Source organism: Rahnella aceris (assembly GCF_011684115.1).
Taxonomy (GTDB): domain Bacteria; phylum Pseudomonadota; class Gammaproteobacteria; order Enterobacterales; family Enterobacteriaceae; genus Rahnella; species Rahnella aceris.
In genome coordinates, this window is the sequence record NZ_JAADJV010000001.1 from 606,746 (window position 1) to 627,735 (window position 20,990).

Genomic DNA, 20,990 nt, shown 5'->3' on the forward strand with positions numbered 1-20,990 from the left:
TGAGTTACTGCGGGAGATCAGGCGAGGGTGACGTCGCCCTGGAGCTGACAGCTACAGGCCAGCACATAACCCTGAGCGACCTCTTCGTCGGTCAGCGTCATGCGGCTGGTGGTCTGGTAATCACCGGAAAGTATCCGGGTTTTACAACTGCCGCATACACCTGCACGGCAGGCTGCGGTGACCGGCAAACTGTGCTGTTCCATGGCAGCCAGCAATGTCGTTCCAACCGGTACGCGGTAATTCTGTAACGGTGTCAGGCGGGTCAGCGTCAGTTGCTGGTCGGCAGACACTTCAGTTTGCTGTGCCTGAAACTGCTCTTTGACGATATTCTCTGCCGCTGCGCCCAGTTCTTTCACCCATTCTCCGGCCAGTTGCATATAAGGCGCAGGGCCGCAAATCATTACCCGACGTTCACGGATATCCGGCACCTGACTTTGCAGTAGATCCTGGCTCAGGCGACCGGCGATTTGGCCGGGTTTTGCATCCTGTTCCACAAGCAGAGTCAGATTAAGCTGCGGATACGCTGCGGCCAGTTGCTGCCATTCTTCGGCAAAAATGATGTCCTGCGGGCTGCGCACGCTGTAAAACACCTGCACGCTTTGCGCCGGATGATGCGCCAGAATATCGCGCGTGATCGACATAACCGGCGTCACGCCACAGCCAGCCGACAGCAGCAACAAAGGCTGTGGCGTATCGCAGGTGAATTCCCCCTGCGCATCGCTCAGCCAGAGATAATCACCGGCTTTAACCTGCTGCGTCAGCCATGGCGAACCTACGCCGTCCCCGATGCGGCGCACCGTCAGCTGAATAAAGCGACTATTGCCCGGTGTGGAAGACAGTGTATAGGCACGCTGTACGTCACCACGCTGGCCAATATTCACCAGAGCAAACTGGCCGGGACGGTACGAATACACATCGTGATTAATCAGCGACAGCGTGCGGACATCCGGCGTTTCCTGTGTAACGGAATACACCTGCATGCGGTTCTGGCACAACGCGGTCGGCTGATCGGGAAATAAAGGAAATTTCATGTCAGCTTACTCCGGCAGCATGGTTTTCAGATCCTGCTCAACCGAGGTGATTGCGCGCAGGCCAAATTTTTCATTCAGGATCGCCAGCAGGTTATCGGTGAGGAAGGCCGGTGCCGTCGGGCCGGTGGCGATATTTTTTACGCCAAGCGACAGCAGGGTCAGCAGGATCACGATCGCTTTCTGTTCAAACCACGACAGCACCAGACTCAGCGGTAAATCATTCACACCACAGCCTAATTTCTCGGCCAGATTCACGGCCAGAATAATGGCGGAATAGGCGTCGTTACACTGGCCGACGTCCAGCAGACGAGGCAGGCCTTCAAGCGTACCGAAATCCAGTTTGTTGAAGCGGTATTTGCCGCAGGCCAGCGTCATGATCAGGCAGTCCTGCGGTACGCTAAGCGCCAGATCGGTGAAGTAGCTGCGTTCTCCGCGACTGCCGTCACACCCGCCGATCAGGAAGATGTGGCGCAGTTTTTTTGCGGCAACCAGATCGATGACGGTGTCTGCTGCGCTGAGTAAGGTCTGGCGGCCGAATCCGACGGTAATTTCCTGTTCAATCTCGCTGTAACGGAAGCCCGGAAGCTGCAATGCCTGCGCAATGACCGGCGCAAAATCTTCGCCTTCCAGATGCTGCACGCCCGGCCAGCCGACAATGCTGCGGGTCCAGATGCGGTCGCCATAATTGCCGACATTCGGGTCAATAATACAGTTCGAGGTCATGACGACAGGGCCGGGGAATTTGGCGAACTCCACCTGCTGATTTTGCCAGCCGCTGCCGTAGTTACCGGCCAGATGCGGGAATTTTTTCAGTTCGGGATAACCGTGCGCCGGCAGCATTTCGCCGTGGGTGTAAATATTGATACCGGTGCCGACGGTTTGCTCGAGCAGCATCTGCAAATCTTTCAGGTCGTGACCGGAAATCAGAATCGCTTTACCTGCCAGCGGACGGACATTGACCGCCGTCGGTTGCGGATGTCCGTAAGCATCGGTTTCGCCTTTGTCCAGAATGGCCATCACGCCAAAGTTCATTTTGCCGATTGCCATCGCGTTCGCGAGCAGCTCGCCCATGTCGGACGGTTGCGTGCCCAGCCACGCCATCAGGCGATGATATTCGGCGTAAATGGCGCTATCAGACTGGCCCAGAACATGCGCGTGCTCCATATACGCCGCTGCACCTTTCAGGCCATACAGGCACAGCATACGCAGGCCGTGAATGTCATCACCGATCTGCGCTTTGTCACCGTTGAGCGCAAATTGCTGTGCCTGCTGTTGCAGCTCGCTGAGATTATCGCTCACCAGTTCCAGTGCGGCCAGCGGATGGTTAATGGTGATTTCCGCATCCATCAGACGGCAGCGGGTAGCCAGCGATTCGCGATAAAGAACGGCTTCACGGGCATAGCCGACAATACGCTCGGAATCGAAGTTTACGTTGGTCAGCGTGGAGAAAAAGGCGCGGGGTGCGAAGCTGTCGATCTCTTCATCAATGATGCCATAGCCGCGTGCGGTCAGTGCCCAGGCAGATAAACCTTCTAACACCGCGACCAGTAAGTCTTGTAAATCAGAAGTTTCGGCTGTTTTGCCACACATACCTTGCGCATACGCGCAACCATTGCCCGCCGGGGTACGGACTGTTTGTTCACATTGCACACAAAACATAATGAGGTCCTTTTAAAGTTGCATTTGAAATGCTTGTTTTGATGCAAGCCTAGAGCTGGCTGAGATAGAAATGAAGGGATTTTTAAGACAAAGTGACGCGGAGTTGATTTATCGCAAGTTTTGCAGGGCGGTTCCCGCTGCGGGATGGCAGCGGGACGGGCAGGGATCAGGCAGAGAAAAAGGCCATTAAGACCGGGGCAATCAGGCTGAGGATAAAACCGTGCACCACGGCCGGAGGCACCATATCCAGTCCGCCGCTGCGCTGTAACACCGGCAGGGTAAAGTCCATGGATGTCGCGCCGCACAGGCCGAGTGCCGTCGAACGGCTGCTGCGCACCAGTGTCGGAATCAGCATGATGGCGCAGAGTTCGCGGGCAAGATCGTTAAAGAAAGCCGCGCTGCCAATCACCGGTCCGAAAGAATCTGTCAGAACGATGCCTGAAAGCGAATACCAGCCATAACCGGAGGCGATGGCCAGCCCGGTTTTCAGCGGTAAACCCAGCAGCAGTGCGGCAAGTGCACCGCCAATCAGGGCGCTGAGGGCCACCACGATTGCTACCATCATGCCGCGACGGTTCAGGATAATCTGGCGCAGGGTCATGCTGCTGTTGCGCAGTTGCAGACCGACCAGCGCCAGCAGGAATAACAACGCGATTTCGCTGGCCTGCGACGCGAAGGTAAGCCAGTGCCATTGTGTCAGACCCAGCGCAAAACCCCCGACCACCACGCCGCACAGTTTCAGTGATTCCAGTGCCATGTGAATGCGGGACGGCAATTTTTCCTGTTTATACTGCGTTTTCCAGGGCTTGCGGCGTTCCAGCAACCACAGCGCGGCGTAGTTCATCACGAAGATGCACAGGAAACAGACGGCGGCATATTTGAAAATCAGCAGCAAATTGGTGCTGAGATTGTCCAGGAAAGCCAGACTGATGCCCATAATGAACAGGATGACGTACACCATCCAGCTCAGTAACTGGTTAACAAGATGCAACAGGGCACGGTTTTTGAGCGGAATAAGGTAGCCGGCAATCAGCGGCAAAAGAATAATTAACAGCCCGGAATACATGATGCAAAAGTCCCTGAAAAGTAAGATCCCATGAGTGGCGCGCAGCACATAAAATGCCGCCCGCCACGCTAACGAAAAGTTATCTGACTGTAAAGCAGCTTCGGCACGCAGAGATATCTCTGCGAGCTTGACCTGAACCGATTTTTAACGCCATGCTCAGGAAAGTTTTGAGCACACAGGAGGCGTCTGATGTATCTGGAACGTGTTGATATTGTCGGTTTTCGCGGGATTAACCGCCTGTCTTTGACGCTGACGCAGCCCGCGCAACGTGGCGCATCGATTACCGGTTCTGCCCATCAGGGGCAGGCCGAATCCTTTCTGACCAACACCGTGTTAATCGGCGAGAACGCCTGGGGGAAATCCAGCCTGCTCGATGCGTTAACTCTGCTGCTTTCCCCCGAATCTAAATTGTACTGCTTTAAAGAGGAGGATTTCTATTTCCCGGCAGGCGAAGAGGAGGCCAAATCACAGTACCTGCACGTGGTGTTTACATTTTGCGAGAACCAGGCCGGTCATCATATGTCGCCGCGCTTTAATCCGCTCTCACCGCTTTGGGTGAAATGTGCCGATAAACTGAACCGTATCTATTATCGTCTTGAAGGAGAGCTGGACGACGATGGCAGCGTGATGACGCTGCGCAGTTTTCTGTCGTCCAACGGTCAGCCTTTAAATCTGACGACGATTGATCCGCTTGCGCAGGCGTTGATCCGCCTGAACCCGGTATTACGCTTACGCGATGCGCGCTTTATTCGCCGTCTGCGCAGCGAAACACTGGCGCCGCGGCTGGCAGTCAATAATGAAGAGCTGGCAAAACAGCTTGATGAACTGACGCGCGAATTGGTTCACAGCCCGCAGACGCTGAAAAACAGTGAACTGCGCAGTGGCCTGTCGGCGATGCGACAGTTGCTGGAACACTATTTTGCCGAGCAGGGGACGTCCAGCAGCGCACCCTGGCAGCAAAAGCGTCATGGCCGGGCGGAGAGCCGCCGCGCATGGCGTTCGCTGGATAACATCAATCGCATGATTGCCGAACCCAACAGCCGCAGTATGCGGGTGATGCTGCTTGGCATGTTCTCGACATTGTTACAGGCGAAAGGCTCGGTGGTGCTGCATCCGGATGCCCGGCCACTGTTACTCATTGAAGACCCCGAAACCCGTTTGCATCCGATCATGTTATCGGTGGCCTGGGGATTACTGGATCAGTTGCCGTTGCAGCGTATCACCACCACCAACTCCGGCGATTTGTTGTCGCTGGTGCCCGTTGAGCAAATATGCAGACTGGTGCGTGAGTCCGGCCGCGTCGCGGCTTACGCCATCGGTCCTGAAGGGCTGAGTATGGAAGACAGCCGCCGCATCGCTTTCCATATCCGTTTTAACCGTCCCTCGTCTTTATTCGCCCGCTGCTGGCTGCTGGTGGAAGGCGAGACCGAAGTCTGGTTGCTGAACCAGCTGGCGCGTCAGTGTGGTTATCATTTTGAATCGGAAGGGATAAAGGTTATTGAGTTTGCACAATGTGGCCTGAAGCCTCTGCTGCGTTTTGCGCGGCAAATGGGCATCGAATGGCATGCGCTGGTCGACGGTGACGAAGCCGGTCGCAAATATGCTGCAACAGTGATTGCGAACGTGGAAAACCACAACGATACGCTGCGATATCGCCTGACGGCGTTGCCGTCGCAGGATATCGAACACTTCCTGTATCGCGAGGGTTTCGAAGACGTTTACCGCAAGAATGCGGCGATACCGGACAATGTGCCGATGTCGCCGAGAAGAATTATCGATAAAGCCATTCACCGCAGTTCGAAGCCGGATCTGGCGATTGATGTGGCACTTGCGGCCTCGTTGCGGGGAACCTCGTCTATTCCTCCGCTGCTGCGGCAAATGTTTTCCCGCGTGGCATGGCTGGCACGCGGCAGGGCGGATTAAGCGGCGTGGCTGTTTTCGGTTATCACGGGGTTGCCATGTCCGCTGGAAAAAGTGTGACGGATCTGCGTTTCCAGATCGTCTAACAGCTGGTAACGGCGACGGTATTCCGAGCGTCGTTTACTGGCGATTTCTTCCAGCGGGCGATGGGCAATCTGTGAAGGTAAATGGAAATAACCGTCATCGCCCGGTTTAGCATCCAGCGTTTCCCAAAAACTGTCGTAATCGGCAAACACCATGCCTTTGCGTTTTTTGTAGCGCGGGTTTTCATAAATATGGGTGTGATTTCCCACCGCCACGATTTGCTGCATGCCGGTGACGTCTGCGAGTGTGGTCAGCGCTTCAATCACCAGACGTTTAGGGAATAAACCGTGGCAGGCTTTGGTCGCTGTTTGTATCTCCAGATGATCCACGTGCGCGCGTGGCCCCTGTAACGCGCCGATAAACAGCGTAGGACGCCCCTGATATTCAATAAACGAAAACGTCACGATCGCAATCGGTTCACCCTGCGGAGTATTAAATGTCAGGGTGGCTTCGCCTTCTTTATCGAGACGGCTGATGGCATTAAAGGCGACAAAAAAATGTTGCCCCTCTTTGCCTGTCAGCGTGGCGATCGCCATCGGCTTTTTATTCAGATAACCGTGATTAATCGCGTCGGGCAGGCAATGACCAATCATATCGTAGTGATCAGTGATGCGTTTCATCGCCTGTTGCGGCGTGATATTTGCCGACTGATACGCCCGGTGCAGCTTACAAGGCAGGCTGGGCATGGCGGTCAGGATTTCGTCGCGCTGCGGATGCTGTGCCAGATAATCAAGCATCCCAAACGTTCTGCGCGGGTGCGCCAGCGTGCGGAAGAGGAATTTGAGGCGATAGCGTGGTAATTCCCATGATGGCCCCGGCGTTATCTGACGGGTGAGCAATGCCTTCATTAACTGAAGGCCGGTAAGTGGCGCCTTTTCTACAGAAGGGTAGCTGAAAGTAGTCATGGAAATACCTGTTGTCGTGAGCCAGAGTTTTGTGGTGGCTATTTCATCAGGCCAAGAATAAACAGGTATACAACGGTGGGAATTATGGAGAAATTGCATGTAATTTGTTGAGATGATGTTTAGATTTACATCCTCATATGATGTGTCTTAGCAATTTGTGTCTAAAAAATGTACTTTTTTTCACGCTCAGGACTTGAAGCCGGAAGCATTCTCCCCCATAAATAAAAATGCCAGTCAGTAAGTGACCGGCATTTGCAGTTGAAGCGTTATCTGATGCGTGATGCTGAACCGGTCAGGCGACCACTTCACTTTCCACTGGAATAATGAGACTGGCATGATTCCCCTTTGGGCCTTCATGAACGTCGAAATTGACCTGCTGGCCGGCTTTCAGAGTCCGGTAACCCTCCATCTGGATTGTGGAGTAGTGAGCGAAGATGTCTTCACCGCCATTTTGCGGGCAAATGAAGCCAAAGCCTTTAGCATTATTGAACCATTTAACAGTACCCGTCTGCATGCTTCTTCATCCCTCTCATGACTAGTCTGGTAGTAAATAGATAAAGCCAGTTGAGTGAGCCCGAAGGCCGGAACACGGCGGATAAGCGTCTGTTCAGGCCGGTTTAAACTCCGTTCAGCTCACGAATTTACACTCTAGTGGAATAGAGTTAGACGTCAAGGAAACGGCATTTGTCGCGGGGGAGCAGATAACCAAAGTTTGAAGCAGGTAACGCTATTGACATATTTTGTTAAGTTTTGCCCGGCGTTGTCTGACGTACGTAGACATTTTGTGCAGCGGCAAGGTGAGGCCAGAGATGGTAAAATACGGTAATAACAGCGCGAGGCTCTGCAGAAAGTCTTCCCGTTTGTGTATTTGGCTTCCAATACGATCTTCACAGGTGATGAACAGGCAATGGGTAATAATCAAGACTGGCTAAATTTTGAACATTTGGCGGCGGATAAGCAAAAGGATGAGGTAAAACCGCCATCTATGTATAAAGTTATATTAAACAACGACGATTACACTCCAATGGAATTTGTGATTGACGTTCTGCAAAAGTTCTTTTCTTATGATATTGAACGTGCAACGCAACTGATGCTCCAGGTGCACTACAGAGGTAAAGCGATATGCGGTGTTTATACTGCCGAAGTCGCGGAAACCAAGGTCGCACACGTAAATGAGTACGCCAAGGAGAATGAGCATCCGTTGCTGTGTACGCTGGAAAAAGCCTGATTAAGGCAATCTATTTGGGAGGTGCCTATGCTCAATCAAGAACTTGAACTCAGTCTCAACATGGCTTTCGCAAGAGCCCGTGAGCACCGGCATGAGTTTATGACCGTGGAGCACCTGTTGCTGGCGTTGCTCAGCAACCCTGCTGCCCGTGAAGCGCTCGAAGCTTGTACAGTTGATTTAGTGGCCCTGCGCCAGGAACTGGAAGCCTTCATCGAGCAAACCACACCCACCTTACCTGCCAGTGAAGAGGAACGTGACACCCAGCCTACGCTGAGTTTCCAGCGCGTTCTGCAACGTGCGGTATTCCACGTGCAATCTTCTGGCCGCAGTGAAGTGTCCGGCGCCAACGTTCTGGTCGCGATTTTCAGCGAACAGGAATCTCAGGCTGCCTACTTACTGCGTAAACATGATGTCAGCCGCCTTGATGTGGTGAACTTTATCTCGCACGGCACCCGTAAAGATGAATCGGGTAGCCAGGCGCAAAACAATGCGGAAAACCCAGTTAACGAAGAACAGTCGGCGGGGGAAGATCGTATGGAGAACTTCACCACTAATCTTAACCAGTTAGCGCGCGTAGGTGGTATCGATCCGCTGATTGGCCGTGACAAAGAACTGGAGCGCGCCATTCAGGTGCTCTGCCGTCGCCGTAAAAACAACCCGCTGCTGGTGGGCGAATCCGGCGTAGGTAAAACGGCCATTGCCGAAGGGTTGGCATGGCGAATCGAGCAGGGCGATGTGCCGGAAGTGATGGCAGAATGCACCCTGTATTCTCTGGATATTGGTTCGTTGCTGGCGGGTACCAAATACCGCGGTGATTTCGAGAAACGTTTCAAATCTCTGCTGAAACAGCTGGAGCAGGATAAAAACAGCATTCTGTTTATTGATGAAATCCACACGATTATCGGTGCCGGTGCGGCGTCAGGTGGTCAGGTGGACGCGGCAAACCTCATCAAACCGTTGCTGTCGAGCGGCAAAATCCGCGTGATTGGTTCGACGACCTATCAGGAATTCAGCAATATCTTTGAGAAAGATCGCGCTCTGGCACGGCGTTTCCAGAAAATTGATATTACTGAGCCAAGCGTTGAAGAAACCGTCCAGATTATTAACGGCCTGAAAACCAAGTACGAAGCGCATCACGATGTGCGCTACACCGCAAAAGCGGTGCGTGCGGCGGTCGAGCTGTCGGTCAAATACATTAATGACCGTCATCTGCCGGACAAAGCCATCGACGTGATTGACGAAGCGGGCGCACGTAGCCGGTTAATGCCGGTCAGCAAACGCAAGAAAACCGTGAATGTCAGCGATATCGAAAGTGTCGTAGCGCGTATTGCCCGCATTCCGGAAAAAACTGTGTCTGCGACAGACCGTGATGTCCTGAAAAGTCTGGGCGACCGCCTGAAAATGCTGGTCTTCGGACAAGATCCGGCCATTGAAGCACTGACCGAAGCGATCAAGATGAGCCGCGCCGGTCTGGGTCAGGATCACAAGCCTGTCGGTTCGTTCCTGTTCGCCGGTCCAACCGGGGTGGGGAAAACCGAAGTGACGGTTCAGTTGGCGAAAGCGATGGATATCGAACTGCTGCGTTTTGATATGTCGGAATACATGGAACGTCATACGGTCAGCCGTCTGATCGGTGCGCCTCCGGGATATGTCGGTTTTGATCAGGGCGGTTTGCTGACGGATGCGGTGATTAAACATCCGCACGCCGTCGTGCTGCTTGATGAAATAGAGAAGGCGCATCCGGATGTCTTCAACCTGCTGCTGCAGGTAATGGACAACGGTACGCTGACCGATAACAACGGTCGCAAAGCAGATTTCCGTAACGTGATTTTGGTGATGACCACTAACGCCGGTGTGCGTGAAACGGAACGTAAATCGATTGGTCTGGTGCATCAGGATAACAGCCCGGATGCGATGGAAGAGATCAAACGGACCTTTACGCCGGAATTCCGTAACCGTCTGGACAACGTTATCTGGTTCAACCATTTGTCTACGGAAGTTATCCAGCAGGTTGTCGACAAGTTTATCGTCGAACTGCAGGCGCAACTGGATGCGAAAGGCGTTTCTCTGGAAGTCAGCGACGAGGCTCGCGACTGGCTGACAGTGAAAGGCTATGACCGTGCGATGGGTGCGCGTCCGATGACCCGTACCGTTCAGGAAAACCTGAAAAAACCACTCGCTAACGAGCTGCTGTTTGGTTCACTGGTGGATGGCGGTTCCGTCTCTGTGGCACTGGATAAGGCGGCTGACAAGCTCACTTATCACTTTATGAGTGCGCAGAAGAAAAAACCGGAAGGTGCGGTGCATTAATTTTTCATAAAGCATGAAAAAACAAAAGGCGATGTGAAAACATCGCCTTTTTTCTTTCTGAAATTCTTTATTTAATTGCAGTAATTAGTGAGGGATTTCAGAAAGGATAATGGAACAAAACGCCGGATTGCGGATACCACAAAACGCCCTTGCAACAGCAGGAAGGGCGAAAAGGGTATCCTCAGGTATCGCCGGAAAATCAGCGATGAGTGAGCCGCTTATTAACGGCTACGGAAGACAATGCGGCCTTTGCTCAGGTCGTACGGGGTCAGCTCTACAGTGACTTTGTCGCCCGTCAGGATGCGGATGTAGTTCTTACGCATTTTACCGGAGATGTGAGCGGTAACTACGTGTCCGTTTTCTAATTCTACACGGAACATAGTGTTTGGCAGCGTATCAAGTACGGTGCCTTGCATTTCAATGTTGTCTTCTTTGGCCATCGAATCCTCTAGGTCTAACTACCATAGTTTTTAACCGGCAAGATAATGCCGAAAAACCCACATTATGTAAAGAAGTATGGTCCATGACCGCACCTATTCCCTATCCTTCGGGAACACCGGCAGGTCTTCATCATGTGGGGATAAGTCTTGTGGCAACCAGCAATCCGGTGCTAACGCGCGTTGCGAAAGTGCGGATAACTGCTGCAAAAATTGGCGGCGGGGGATCTCTCTCGCACCCAGCGACGCAGTGTGAGGGTTGAGCACCTGACAGTCAATCAGTTCTCCTCCATTGCGGGAAAAATGTTGGCAAAAAAGCATAAGCGCGCACTTAGAGGCATTCTCCCGCCGGCTGAACATCGACTCACCGCAAAATAATCCGCCGACAGAAACGCCGTACAAACCGCCAACCAGTTCTTCACCTTCCCAGACTTCAACCGAGTGCGCGCGTCCGGCTTCATGCAATTCCTGATAACCACGCTGCACCAGCGGCCCGATCCAGGTGCCATCTTCACGCTGCATGGCGCACGCATGGATCACCTGCTCAAATTGCTGGTTGAGGGTGAAACGAAACGGCATCTTGCGCATAAAACGTTTCAGACTGCGGCTGGCGTGGCGTTCTCCCGGGACCAAAATTGCGCGGGGGTCAGGTGACCACCAGAGGATCATTTCCCCCGGCTCGAACCAGGGGAAAATGCCATGCTGGTACGCGGAAAGCAGGCGGGGAGCGGTAAGATCGCCCCCGATAGCCAGCAGGCCATTCGGCTCCTGCAATGCGGTTTCAGGTTCCGGGAAATTCAATGAATTGGCCTCAAGCTTAACTAACCGCATAGATCTCCTTATCCGGCGGACACGTCCGCCGTAAAACCACAAACAACCCCGTCAGGCGCGGGCAAGGAACCTTGCATAACGACTTTGTGCCGCGGCTAACGTCTGGTGATCGCCTTGTTCCACAATCTGCCCCTCTTCCATAACACATATCCTGTCGAGGGCTTCTAGACCGTGCAAACGGTGCGTCACTAAGAGTAGCGTCTTATTCTGACAATGCTTGTGCAGCAGTGCCAAAATGTGTTGTTCCGTTTCTGCATCCAGCCCTTCCGTGGGTTCATCCAGCAACCACAGTGGCGCGTCATGTAACAAAGCTCGCGCCAGCCCGATACGACGCTGTTCGCCGCCGGAAAGCTGACGTCCGCCTTCACCGAGCCAGGCATTCAGGCCTTCGTTTTCCAGCAGGACATGTAAATCAACTTGTTTCAGAGCATCGGCGATTTGTTCGTCGGTGCTCTGCGGCGATGCCATGCGCAGGTTTTCGCGCAGCGTGGTGTTAAAGACGTGCGCACGCTGGCTGACGACGGTGATCATTTTGCGCAGTGTCGCTTCATCATAATCAGCAACCGGATGACCGTTGATTTCCAACGCACCGTTGCTGATATCCCAGGCGCGAGTCAGCAGTTGCAGCAGGGTGGATTTGCCACAACCGGTCTGACCAAGCAGGGCGATGTGCTCACCGGCACGGACATCCAGATTGATATTTTTCAGCACCGGCAACGGTTGCCCCGGATAGGTGAAATTCACATTTTTCAGCGACAGACTAACCCGTTCACCGGCCAGCGGGCCCTGAGACGGGAAGGTCACATCTGCGGGCTGGTCGATGATCTGGCTGACGCGCTGAGCTGAGGCGATAACCTGCCCGAGATGCTGGAATGCGGCGGCTACAGGTCCCAGCGCTTCGAATGCCGCCAGCGGGGTGAAGACAAACAGTGCGATCAGTGCGCCCGGTTGCGGGAACTGGTTGATACCACCGGCAGCCAGCCATAGCATCAGTGTGACGGTCAGACCGGCCGCCGCGATCACCATTGCCTGAGACAGGCCCGTGAGTTTTGCCTGCTGCTGCTGGCGCAACATCCAACGCTGTTCGATATCATTGAGTTGCTGGCGGAACCGCGACTGAGCGCCGAAAACCACCAGTTCAGACTGCCCCTGTAACCACGATGTCAGTTGCATCCGGTAGTTACTGCGCAGCGCCGTCAGTTCACGTCCGGCAGGTTTTCCCGCGCGGTAGAAAATCACCGGCAGGAGCAGCATCAGCACCAGCATAATCGCGCCCAGCGTCAGCGCCAGTTTCACGTCGAGGAAGCTCAGGCCGAAGGTCACCAGAATGATCACCACCAGCGCACTCACCAGCGGAGAAATGACCCGCAGATATAAGTGATCGAGCGTATCGACATCGGCGACCAGGCGGTTAAGCAGGTCAGCCTGACGGAAATGTGCAATTCCCCCCGGTGACAGCGGCAGAATTTTTGTGAATGTAAACACCCGCAAATGCGCCAGCACACGGAAGGTCGCGTCGTGGCTGACCAGACGTTCAGCATAGCGGCCTGCGGTACGAAATATCGCAGCACCGCGCACACCGGCTGCGGGCAGCATATAGTTGAAGCTGTATAAACCGGCGACACCGGCCACTGCCGAGGCTGCCAGGAACCAGCCAGAGAGCGTCAGCAGACCGATGCTCGCCAGTAAGGTGACGATGGCCAGAATAACACCCAGTGACAGACGGAACCCGTGGCGGCGGTACAGAGCAAGATAAGGCAGAAGGGTTTTCATCATTAAAGCTCCTTATTCCGCCGGGAAAGCAGACTGGCGAATAAACCGTTCTGAGTCACCAGTTGCGCGAAGGTGCCACGCTCAGCGATCAGGCCTTTCTCCATCACCCAGATTTCGTCATAGTCACGGGTATCTTCCAGTTGATGCGTTACAAGCAGTGAAGTCTGTGCTTTAGAGGCTTCGCTCAGCGCGCTCATCACACGTTTTTCGCTGTGCGCATCCAGGCTGGCGGTCGGCTCATCGAGCAGTAACAAACTGCATGGTGAGAGCAGGGCGCGGGCAACGGCGACGCGTTGCGCCTGTCCGATAGATAACCGCGCAGCACTGTCACCCAGTTCAGTTTCCAGCCCCAGCGGTAACAAGGGTAGAAATTCATTCACATACGCACGTTCAATGGCGGACTGAAGCTGTTCGTCACTGACCTCCGGCTGATTAAGCAGAATGTTGGCGCGCAGGGTAAGTTCGGGCAGATACGGGTTCTGGCCCACCCAGCTCAGCTGTTTACGCCATTCGTCACTACGCAATGATTTCAGTTCAATACCGCTGGCAGTAAGGGAACCCTGGTAAGGCAGGAAGCCCAGCAGGGCGTTGAGCAGGGAGCTTTTCCCCGCGCCGCTCAGGCCGACAATCGCGATACGTTGTCCGGTCTGAATGCTAAACGTTAACGGACCGGCCAGCGTTTTGCCTTGCGGTGACTGAATAATGACGTCGCGGGCTGCCAGTGCCACTGTCTGCCCGGCTGGCCAGGGTTGCTCGCCGTCACCCATATCGGCACTTTCTGCGCTCAGAAACGTGACTAAACTTTCTGCTGCGCCGATGGCTTGCGCTTTGGCGTGGTAAAACGCGCCCAGATCACGCAGAGGCTGGAAAAACTCAGGGGCAAGTATCAGTACCAGAAAGCCAGCGAACAAGGTCACAGGCGTGCCGTAACTGCCAAAATTGAGTTCACCGAGATAGGAGAAGCCGAAGTAAACCGCGACAACGGCGATAGAAATAGAGGCGAAGAATTCGAGTACAGCGGAAGATAAAAAGGCCAGACGCAGAACGTCCATCGTGCGGGCGCGGAAGTTTTCAGTTGAACGCTTAATCTGGTCGATTTCCGCTGTGCCGCGATGGAAAAGACGAAGCGTATCAAGACCGCGCAGGCTGTCGAGAAAATTCCCACTCAGACGCGCCAGCTCGACAAAGTTACGACGGTTCGCATCAGCGGCCCCCATACCGACCAGTGCCATAAACAGCGGGATCAGCGGCGCTGTCACCAGCAAAATAAGCCCGGCGGCCCAGTTAATCGGGAAAATACTGACCAGAATGAGGAGGGGAATAATACCTGCGAGAGCGATCTGCGGCAGATAACGGGAATAGTAATCCTGCATATCTTCGATTTGTTCAAGAATAATGCTGGCCCAACTGCCAGCCGGTTTTCCCTGGATCCAGGCAGGTCCCAGCTTCTCGAGACGATCCAGCACCAGCTTGCGCATTTCCTGACGGATAACACGTCCGCAAATAAAGCCCACCTGTTCACGCAGCCAGGTGACCACAGCGCGCAGAACAAACGTCAGCGCCATTAACAGGAAACTTTGCAGCAGGGCATCACGCGGTGTGTGGTCAATGATCAGGCTGTGCAGTAATCCGGCCATCAGCCAGGCTTGCGCGAGGATCAGCAAACCGGAAAGTAAACCCAGCATCATAGACAGACGGATCCAGCCTTTGGCGCGTGAGCTTTGTTGTTTTAACCAGCGGATAAGTTCTTGTTGTCGTGTTTTATTCATCAGGCATCAGTCTGTGCAGCAATCCGGATGGGAGGGCGCTCATGTTACATGCTTGGCTCAACACTGAAAACAATAAGGCGGCAATTAAGCCGCCTTATTCGTTACTCTTTGTATGGACTCTTGGTCCGATAACTAGCCGCAGGCGTAATTATAAATCCGGGGCTTGAGATAAACCGTCCAGATAGCGTTCTGCATCCAGTGCGGCCATACAACCGGTTCCGGCAGAAGTGATCGCCTGACGGTAGATATGATCCATAACATCGCCCGCTGCGAAGACGCCCGGAATACTGGTCTGGGTGGCGTTGCCATGAGAGCCGGACTGCACTTTGATGTAGCCATCTTTCAGTTCCAGCTGGCCTTCAAAAATGCCGGTATTCGGGCTGTGACCGATAGCAATGAACACGCCCGCCACATCCACTTGCGATTTCTCATCAGTGCGCACGTCGAGCAGGCTCGCGCCTGTCACACCCATCTGATCGCCGACCACTTCATTCAGGGTCTTATGGGTATGCAGAACGATATTGCCGCTGGCCACTTTGTCGTTCAGACGATCCACCAGAATTTTTTCCGCTCGGAAGTTGTCACGACGGTGAATCAGATGCACTTCAGAGGCAATATTGGCCAGATAAAGAGCTTCTTCAACAGCGGTGTTGCCACCGCCGACAACCGCGACTTTCTGGTTGCGATAGAAGAAGCCATCACAGGTTGCGCAGGCTGACACGCCGCGACCTTTAAAAGCTTCTTCAGAAGGCAGACCGATATAACGTGCTGAAGCGCCGGTTGCGATGATCAGCGCGTCACAGGTGTATTCACCGCTGTCACCAGTCAGGCGGAACGGACGGTTCTGCAAATCGACTTTGTTGATGTGGTCGAAAATGATCTCAGTATTAAATTTGGTGGCATGCTCATGCATACGTTCCATTAAGCCCGGACCGGTCAGACCCTCCGGATCGCCTGGCCAGTTTTCCACTTCGGTAGTGGTGGTCAGCTGACCGCCTTTTTCCACACCGGTAATTAATACCGGATTGAGGTTTGCACGCGCAGCATAAACCGCTGCGGTATAACCCGCCGGACCGGAACCCAAGATCAATAACTTACTGTGTTTAACCGTACTCATGCGTAATTCATCTCCGCGATGGCGACAAGCGATAAACCGATTGTAGGGAAAACGGCGCAGTAAAAAAAGTAAACTCAGATGTTGTTAACGATTTGTCTGATAGTTTTTACTGCGTAACCCGCGTAAAAAGGATTTCGCCAATATTGATGAGGCAGATAACTGTTTGATGGATAGGATGAAAAACCAGCATTCCGGCGACCCATCGTTGTGAACGTTGTTCATCAGAACGCGTTAATTTAGCCACAATTCAGGATTGTTTGTAGGGATTTGGCCGAAATAATGGGTGAGATGCGTTGTTATTGTTCATAGATAAAAGACAGCTAAAAAGGGGGCGTCCGCTTTTCAATCTGGCACGTTCTTCTGATTTTGCTTCTTTTACTTTGACAATCCGCTGTGCATTTGCGAAAACATCAGGGGAAGAAGAAATTAACTGCCTGTCTGTGACTTGAATTTATGCAATTGGCTGCTACGGACCCGTCCTGGTATTGCTTTTTGGTTTTTATGTTGCAGCAGGGTTTAGTGAATCAGGTTGGTGGTTTTCAATCTATTAATTTCACAAGGTTATTTCTTTTGAGTATCCGTTTTATGGCCGTGTTCCTTTTGACAGGGGATCAACGCGGCTTTTGGATGCGTAAACCTTAATCATCGGGTCTTCGCTTGGGACAACCCTTAGACATTGAAGTTGGCTGGGGTATGGCAGGTGCAGGGAAGGACAGCAGAGAGACAATAATAATGGTAGACAACAAAAAACGTCCGGGAAAAGATCTCGACCGTATTGACCGTAACATCCTCAACGAATTGCAAAAGGATGGCCGGATTTCAAACGTCGAGCTTTCCAAACGTGTGGGATTATCTCCAACTCCATGTCTGGAGCGCGTTCGTCGTCTTGAACGTCAGGGCTTCATCAATGGTTATACTGCATTGCTCAACCCGCATTATCTGGACGCATCGTTGCTGGTATTTGTTGAGATTACCCTCAATCGCGGCGCCCCGGATGTGTTTGAACAGTTCAATGCGGCAGTACAAAAACTCGAAGATATTCAGGAGTGTCATCTGGTTTCAGGGGACTTCGACTACCTGTTGAAAACCCGCGTACCTGATATGTCTGCTTACCGTAAGCTGTTAGGTGAGACTTTACTTCGTCTGCCAGGTGTTAACGACACCCGCACCTACGTGGTGATGGAAGAAGTGAAACAGACAAATCGCCTGGTCATTAAGACCCGGTAATTGTTCTGGTGCAAAACCTTGTCATTTTAGCTACACTCCTGTGTATCTATACAGCTATGGCGCCGGGGAGTCTCGGCGCTGTTGCTTTTTCTCAGTTCACAGGAACCTGGAGAGCCTTTCTTGAGCCAGGAATATACAGAAGATAAAGAAGTTACCCTGAAAAAACTGAGCAATGGCCGCCGTCTTCTGGAGGCTTTGCTGGTTGTGGTAGCGATTTTTGCTGCTTATTTAATGGCGGCATTGGTGAGTTTTAACCCCTCTGATCCAAGCTGGTCTCAGACAGCCTGGCATGGGCCAATTCATAACTGGGGCGGTGGTGTAGGTGCATGGATGGCCGACACGCTGTTCTTCATCTTTGGCGTATTTGGTTACGCTATTCCACCTATTATTCTGTGTCTCTGCTGGGCGGCTTTCCGTCAGCGGGATAAACAGGATTTCGTCGATTATTTTGCCCTTTCGCTGCGCCTTATTGGCACGCTGGCGCTCATTGTCACGTCTTGTGGTCTTGCAGCCGTCAACGTTGATGACCTGTATTACTTCGCTTCCGGCGGTGTAATCGGCAGTTTGCTCAGTACCGCGATGACACCTTACTTTAATAATGTGGGGGCGACTCTGGTGCTGTTATGCGTCTGGGCTGCTGGCCTGACCTTATTTACCGGCTGGTCCTGGTTGACGATCGCCGAAAAGATCGGTGGTGCCGTGCTGGGTGTAACAAATATCGTGACCAACCGGTCCCGTCGTGACGATGATTATGATTACGACGAGGAGGACGATCCGCTACTGGAAGACGATGACGCAAAACCGGCTGCTAAAGTCGCGCCGGCCGTCGCTGCTGCAGCGGCTCCTGCAACTGCCGAAGCTTCCGAAGCTGATGAAGATGACGTGCTGTTCTCTGCGCCTTCGGTGAATGAACCTGTAGCGCAGGCATCTTCTGAGGCTACCGCACCTGCTGCGAGCGCGGCTGTTGCTGAACCGGTACAGGCAGCGGATCCTTATGCTGCTGAGCCGCCGGTTGCTAATATTTCACCGCAGCCAGCACCGGCAACGGCCATTCCGCCGTTATACAATTTCGAGATCCCGGAAGAAACACCAGTTCCGCGCCATCCGCAGCCCGTTCAGCAATCGCCTTCACCAGCACCAGTTGAGCGCAGAGAGGAAGATGGTCCAAGTCTGGGCAACTGGCAAACTGCCGTGGAGCATTCCCGTTCTCCGTTTGATTTCAGTTCAGCAGTGCCTGATGCCGCTCAGGCGGCCAGCGTGGCGGCCACCGCAGCACTGGCGACCGGCCTTGCACAGGCAGGGCAGTCCACGGCATCTTCCGCTGGTAACACCTTTATGCCGGCCTTCAGTGCTGTGAGCGATGAAAATCCACAGGTGAAAAAAGGCTTTGGCCCTGAGTTGCCGCGTCCTAATCCGGTGCGTATACCTACACGCCGTGAGCTGGCCTCGTATGGCATCAAGCTGCCTTCTCAGCGTATGGCAGAACAGCAGGAACAGGCACAGTCTGCGACGCATAGCGATCCACAGATCCAGGCAGACGTAGAAGCGCTACAGGAAGCAGCATTGCAGCAGGCGTTTGCCGCTCAGCAACAAGAGCGCTATGGCGATGCGGTCACTGAAAATGAACCTGATGAAGAAACTGCCTTGCAGGAAGCCGAATTGCGCAATGCGTTTGCTGCGCGTGAGCAGGCCCGCTATCAGCAGGATGTCGAACCGCTAAGCGGCGTGGTACAGCATCATCATTCACAAAATCAGCAGACTGAATTACCGGCTGTTGCTGATGATTTTGCCGCTGCGGCCATGAAACTCAGCCAGCATGATGCATTCAGCTTCTCACCAATGGCTGACCTGGTGGACGATACGCCTTCTGAACCGCTGTTTACATTGCCGGCACAAGCGGAAGAAGAACCGCAGCCTGCAACGTTTGCACAACAACCTTATCAGCGCGCTACGTCTTCTGAGCCCGTACAGCATGCGCAGGAATATGAGGCTCCACGACAGTCTTCGCCATCGGCGCAGCCTGATATGGATAGCCTGATCCATCCGTTCCTTATGCGTAATGAACAGCCGCTGGTGAAACCGACCACACCGCTGCCATCACTGGATTTGCTGACCTCACCGCCGGCTGAAGCTGAGCCTGTGGATGAGTTCGCGCTGGAACAGATGGGAAATCTGATCGAAGCGCGTCTGAATGATTACCGCATTAAAGCCGATGTCGTGGGGAAATTGCCGGGGCCGGTGATTACCCGTTTCGAACTGGATCTGGCGCCGGGCGTGAAAGCTGCACGTATTTCTAACCTTTCGCGTGACCTTGCCCGTTCATTGTCTGCGGTTGCGGTGCGTGTTGTGGAAGTGATCCCGGGCAAACCGTATGTCGGCCTGGAATTACCAAACAAGAAGCGCCAGACGGTATATCTGCGCGAAGTGCTGGACTGTGCGAAATTTAAAGAAAGTACGTCGCCGCTGACAATTGTGCTGGGTAAAGATATTTCAGGTGAGCCGGTTATCGCCGATCTGGCGAAAATGCCTCACTTGCTGGTGGCCGGTACGACCGGTTCCGGTAAGTCCGTCGGCGTTAACGCCATGATTCTGAGTATGCTGTACAAGTCTAAACCTGAAGATGTGCGCTTCATTATGATCGACCCGAAAATGCTCGAATTGTCGGTGTATGAAGGTATTCCACATCTGCTGACCGAAGTCGTTACTGACATGAAAGATGCAGCCAATGCGCTGCGCTGGTGTGTCGGTGAAATGGAACGTCGCTATAAACTGATGTCGGCGCTGGGTGTGCGTAACCTTGCCGGTTACAATGAACGTGTTCTGGAAGCGGAGGCGATGGGACGTCCCATTCCTGATCCGTTCTGGAAGCCGGGCGATGGCATGGCTGCTGAGCCGCCGTATCTGCAGAAAGAACCGTTTATCGTGGTGCTGGTCGATGAGTTTGCTGACCTGATGATGACCGTCGGTAAAAAAGTTGAAGAGCTGATTGCGCGCCTGGCCCAGAAAGCCCGTGCGGCAGGTATTCACCTGGTTCTGGCGACTCAGCGTCCTTCTGTCGATGTTATTACCGGTCTGATTAAAGCCAACATTCCGACCCGAATTGCCTTTACAGTTTCGAGTAAAATTGACTCCCGCACCATTCTGGATCAGGGCGGCGCAGAATCACTGCTGGGGATGGGGGACATGCTGTATATGGCACCAAACTCCTCGATTCCGGTGCGTGTTCACGGTGCTTTTGTCCGTGATCAGGAAGTGCATGCGGTGGTTCAGGACTGGAAAGCGCGCGGTCGTCCAAAATACATCGAAAGCATTGTTTCCGGTGGTGAAGATGGTGAGGGTGGCGGTTTAGGGCTGGACGGTGATGAAGAGCTCGATGCGCTGTTTGATCAGGCGGTTGCGTTCGTAGTCGATAAACGCCGTGCGTCGATTTCGGGTGTTCAGCGTCAGTTCCGTATCGGTTACAACCGTGCGGCGCGCATTGTTGAGCAAATGGAAGCGCAGGGCATTGTCAGTACTCCGGGTCATAACGGTAACCGCGAAGTGTTGGCACCACCGTCACACGAGTAAACCCAGCCGGTTTGCCTGCATTTGTTAAGAAGGGTCGCGAATGCGACCCTTGTGCAAAGATGCGTA

General features: G+C 53.5%; 15 protein-coding genes. 5 read left to right on the forward strand and 10 right to left on the reverse strand.

Annotated features, from left to right (window positions below):
* Positions 1-17 precede the first annotated feature (17 nt).
* From hcr to GW591_RS02775, 3 genes are all read right to left on the reverse strand, one after another.
* Complete coding sequence (gene hcr, locus GW591_RS02765) at positions 18-1,031, reverse strand: NADH oxidoreductase (protein ID WP_166860056.1); 1,014 nt, start codon at positions 1,029-1,031, stop codon at positions 18-20.
* A gap of 6 nt (positions 1,032-1,037) precedes the next feature.
* Positions 1,038-2,690, reverse strand: coding sequence for a hydroxylamine reductase (hcp, locus tag GW591_RS02770; RefSeq protein WP_013574764.1), 1,653 nt, complete (start codon positions 2,688-2,690; stop codon positions 1,038-1,040).
* A 166-nt stretch (positions 2,691-2,856) separates the two neighbouring features.
* Complete coding sequence (locus tag GW591_RS02775; RefSeq protein ID WP_013574765.1) at positions 2,857-3,756, reverse strand: lysine exporter LysO family protein; 900 nt, start codon at positions 3,754-3,756, stop codon at positions 2,857-2,859.
* A 189-nt stretch (positions 3,757-3,945) separates the two neighbouring features.
* Here GW591_RS02775 and GW591_RS02780 point away from each other — a divergent pair, with 189 nt between their 5' ends.
* A complete protein-coding gene (locus tag GW591_RS02780) occupies positions 3,946-5,679 on the forward strand; it encodes an ATP-dependent endonuclease (RefSeq protein WP_013574766.1) in 1,734 nt (577 codons plus the stop codon).
* On the opposite strand, the gene GW591_RS02785 is transcribed toward GW591_RS02780, so the two are convergent.
* Together GW591_RS02785 and cspD are read right to left on the reverse strand one after the other, a co-directional pair.
* Positions 5,676-6,665, reverse strand: a complete 990-nt coding sequence (locus tag GW591_RS02785) for a VirK/YbjX family protein (RefSeq protein ID WP_037036068.1) — start codon at positions 6,663-6,665, stop codon at positions 5,676-5,678. The two genes, GW591_RS02780 and GW591_RS02785, sit on opposite strands and share 4 nt — an antisense overlap.
* Positions 6,666-6,957: 292 nt before the next feature.
* Positions 6,958-7,179: a cold shock-like protein CspD gene (gene cspD / locus GW591_RS02790; protein ID WP_013574768.1), complete on the reverse strand. Its 222-nt coding sequence runs from the start codon at positions 7,177-7,179 to the stop codon at positions 6,958-6,960.
* A 393-nt stretch (positions 7,180-7,572) separates the two neighbouring features.
* On the opposite strand from cspD, the gene clpS reads away from it, so the two are divergent.
* Together clpS and clpA are read left to right on the forward strand one after the other, a co-directional pair.
* A complete protein-coding gene (gene clpS, locus GW591_RS02795) occupies positions 7,573-7,893 on the forward strand; it encodes an ATP-dependent Clp protease adapter ClpS (protein ID WP_013574769.1) in 321 nt (106 codons plus the stop codon).
* Positions 7,894-7,920: 27 nt separating this feature from the next.
* Positions 7,921-10,203, forward strand: coding sequence for an ATP-dependent Clp protease ATP-binding subunit ClpA (gene clpA / locus GW591_RS02800; protein WP_112151150.1), 2,283 nt, complete (start codon positions 7,921-7,923; stop codon positions 10,201-10,203).
* Between the two features lie 221 nt (positions 10,204-10,424).
* Here clpA and infA read toward each other — a convergent pair whose 3' ends face one another.
* The 5 genes from infA to trxB form a co-directional block, all read right to left on the reverse strand.
* Positions 10,425-10,643, reverse strand: a complete 219-nt coding sequence (infA, locus tag GW591_RS02805; RefSeq protein WP_002211347.1) for a translation initiation factor IF-1 — start codon at positions 10,641-10,643, stop codon at positions 10,425-10,427.
* 93 nt (positions 10,644-10,736) lie between these two features.
* Positions 10,737-11,471, reverse strand: coding sequence for a leucyl/phenylalanyl-tRNA--protein transferase (aat, locus tag GW591_RS02810; RefSeq protein WP_015689576.1), 735 nt, complete (start codon positions 11,469-11,471; stop codon positions 10,737-10,739).
* Positions 11,472-11,522: 51 nt separating this feature from the next.
* Positions 11,523-13,244 carry a heme ABC transporter ATP-binding protein/permease CydC gene (gene cydC / locus GW591_RS02815; protein WP_119262227.1) on the reverse strand — a complete coding sequence of 574 codons (1,722 nt, stop codon included), beginning with the start codon at positions 13,242-13,244 and terminating at the stop codon, positions 11,523-11,525.
* Between the two features lie 2 nt (positions 13,245-13,246).
* Complete coding sequence (gene cydD / locus GW591_RS02820) at positions 13,247-15,013, reverse strand: heme ABC transporter permease/ATP-binding protein CydD (protein ID WP_166860058.1); 1,767 nt, start codon at positions 15,011-15,013, stop codon at positions 13,247-13,249.
* A 148-nt stretch (positions 15,014-15,161) separates the two neighbouring features.
* Positions 15,162-16,130, reverse strand: coding sequence for a thioredoxin-disulfide reductase (gene trxB, locus GW591_RS02825; RefSeq protein WP_015689578.1), 969 nt, complete (start codon positions 16,128-16,130; stop codon positions 15,162-15,164).
* Positions 16,131-16,862: 732 nt separating this feature from the next.
* Here trxB and lrp point away from each other — a divergent pair.
* Positions 16,863-17,357 carry a leucine-responsive transcriptional regulator Lrp gene (gene lrp / locus GW591_RS02830; RefSeq protein WP_013574775.1) on the forward strand — a complete coding sequence of 165 codons (495 nt, stop codon included), beginning with the start codon at positions 16,863-16,865 and terminating at the stop codon, positions 17,355-17,357.
* A 120-nt stretch (positions 17,358-17,477) separates the two neighbouring features.
* Entirely contained in the window at positions 17,478-20,924 is a 3,447-nt protein-coding gene (locus GW591_RS02835; RefSeq protein ID WP_126124724.1) for a DNA translocase FtsK 4TM domain-containing protein, read from the forward strand.
* The last annotated feature ends 66 nt before the right edge of the window (positions 20,925-20,990 follow it).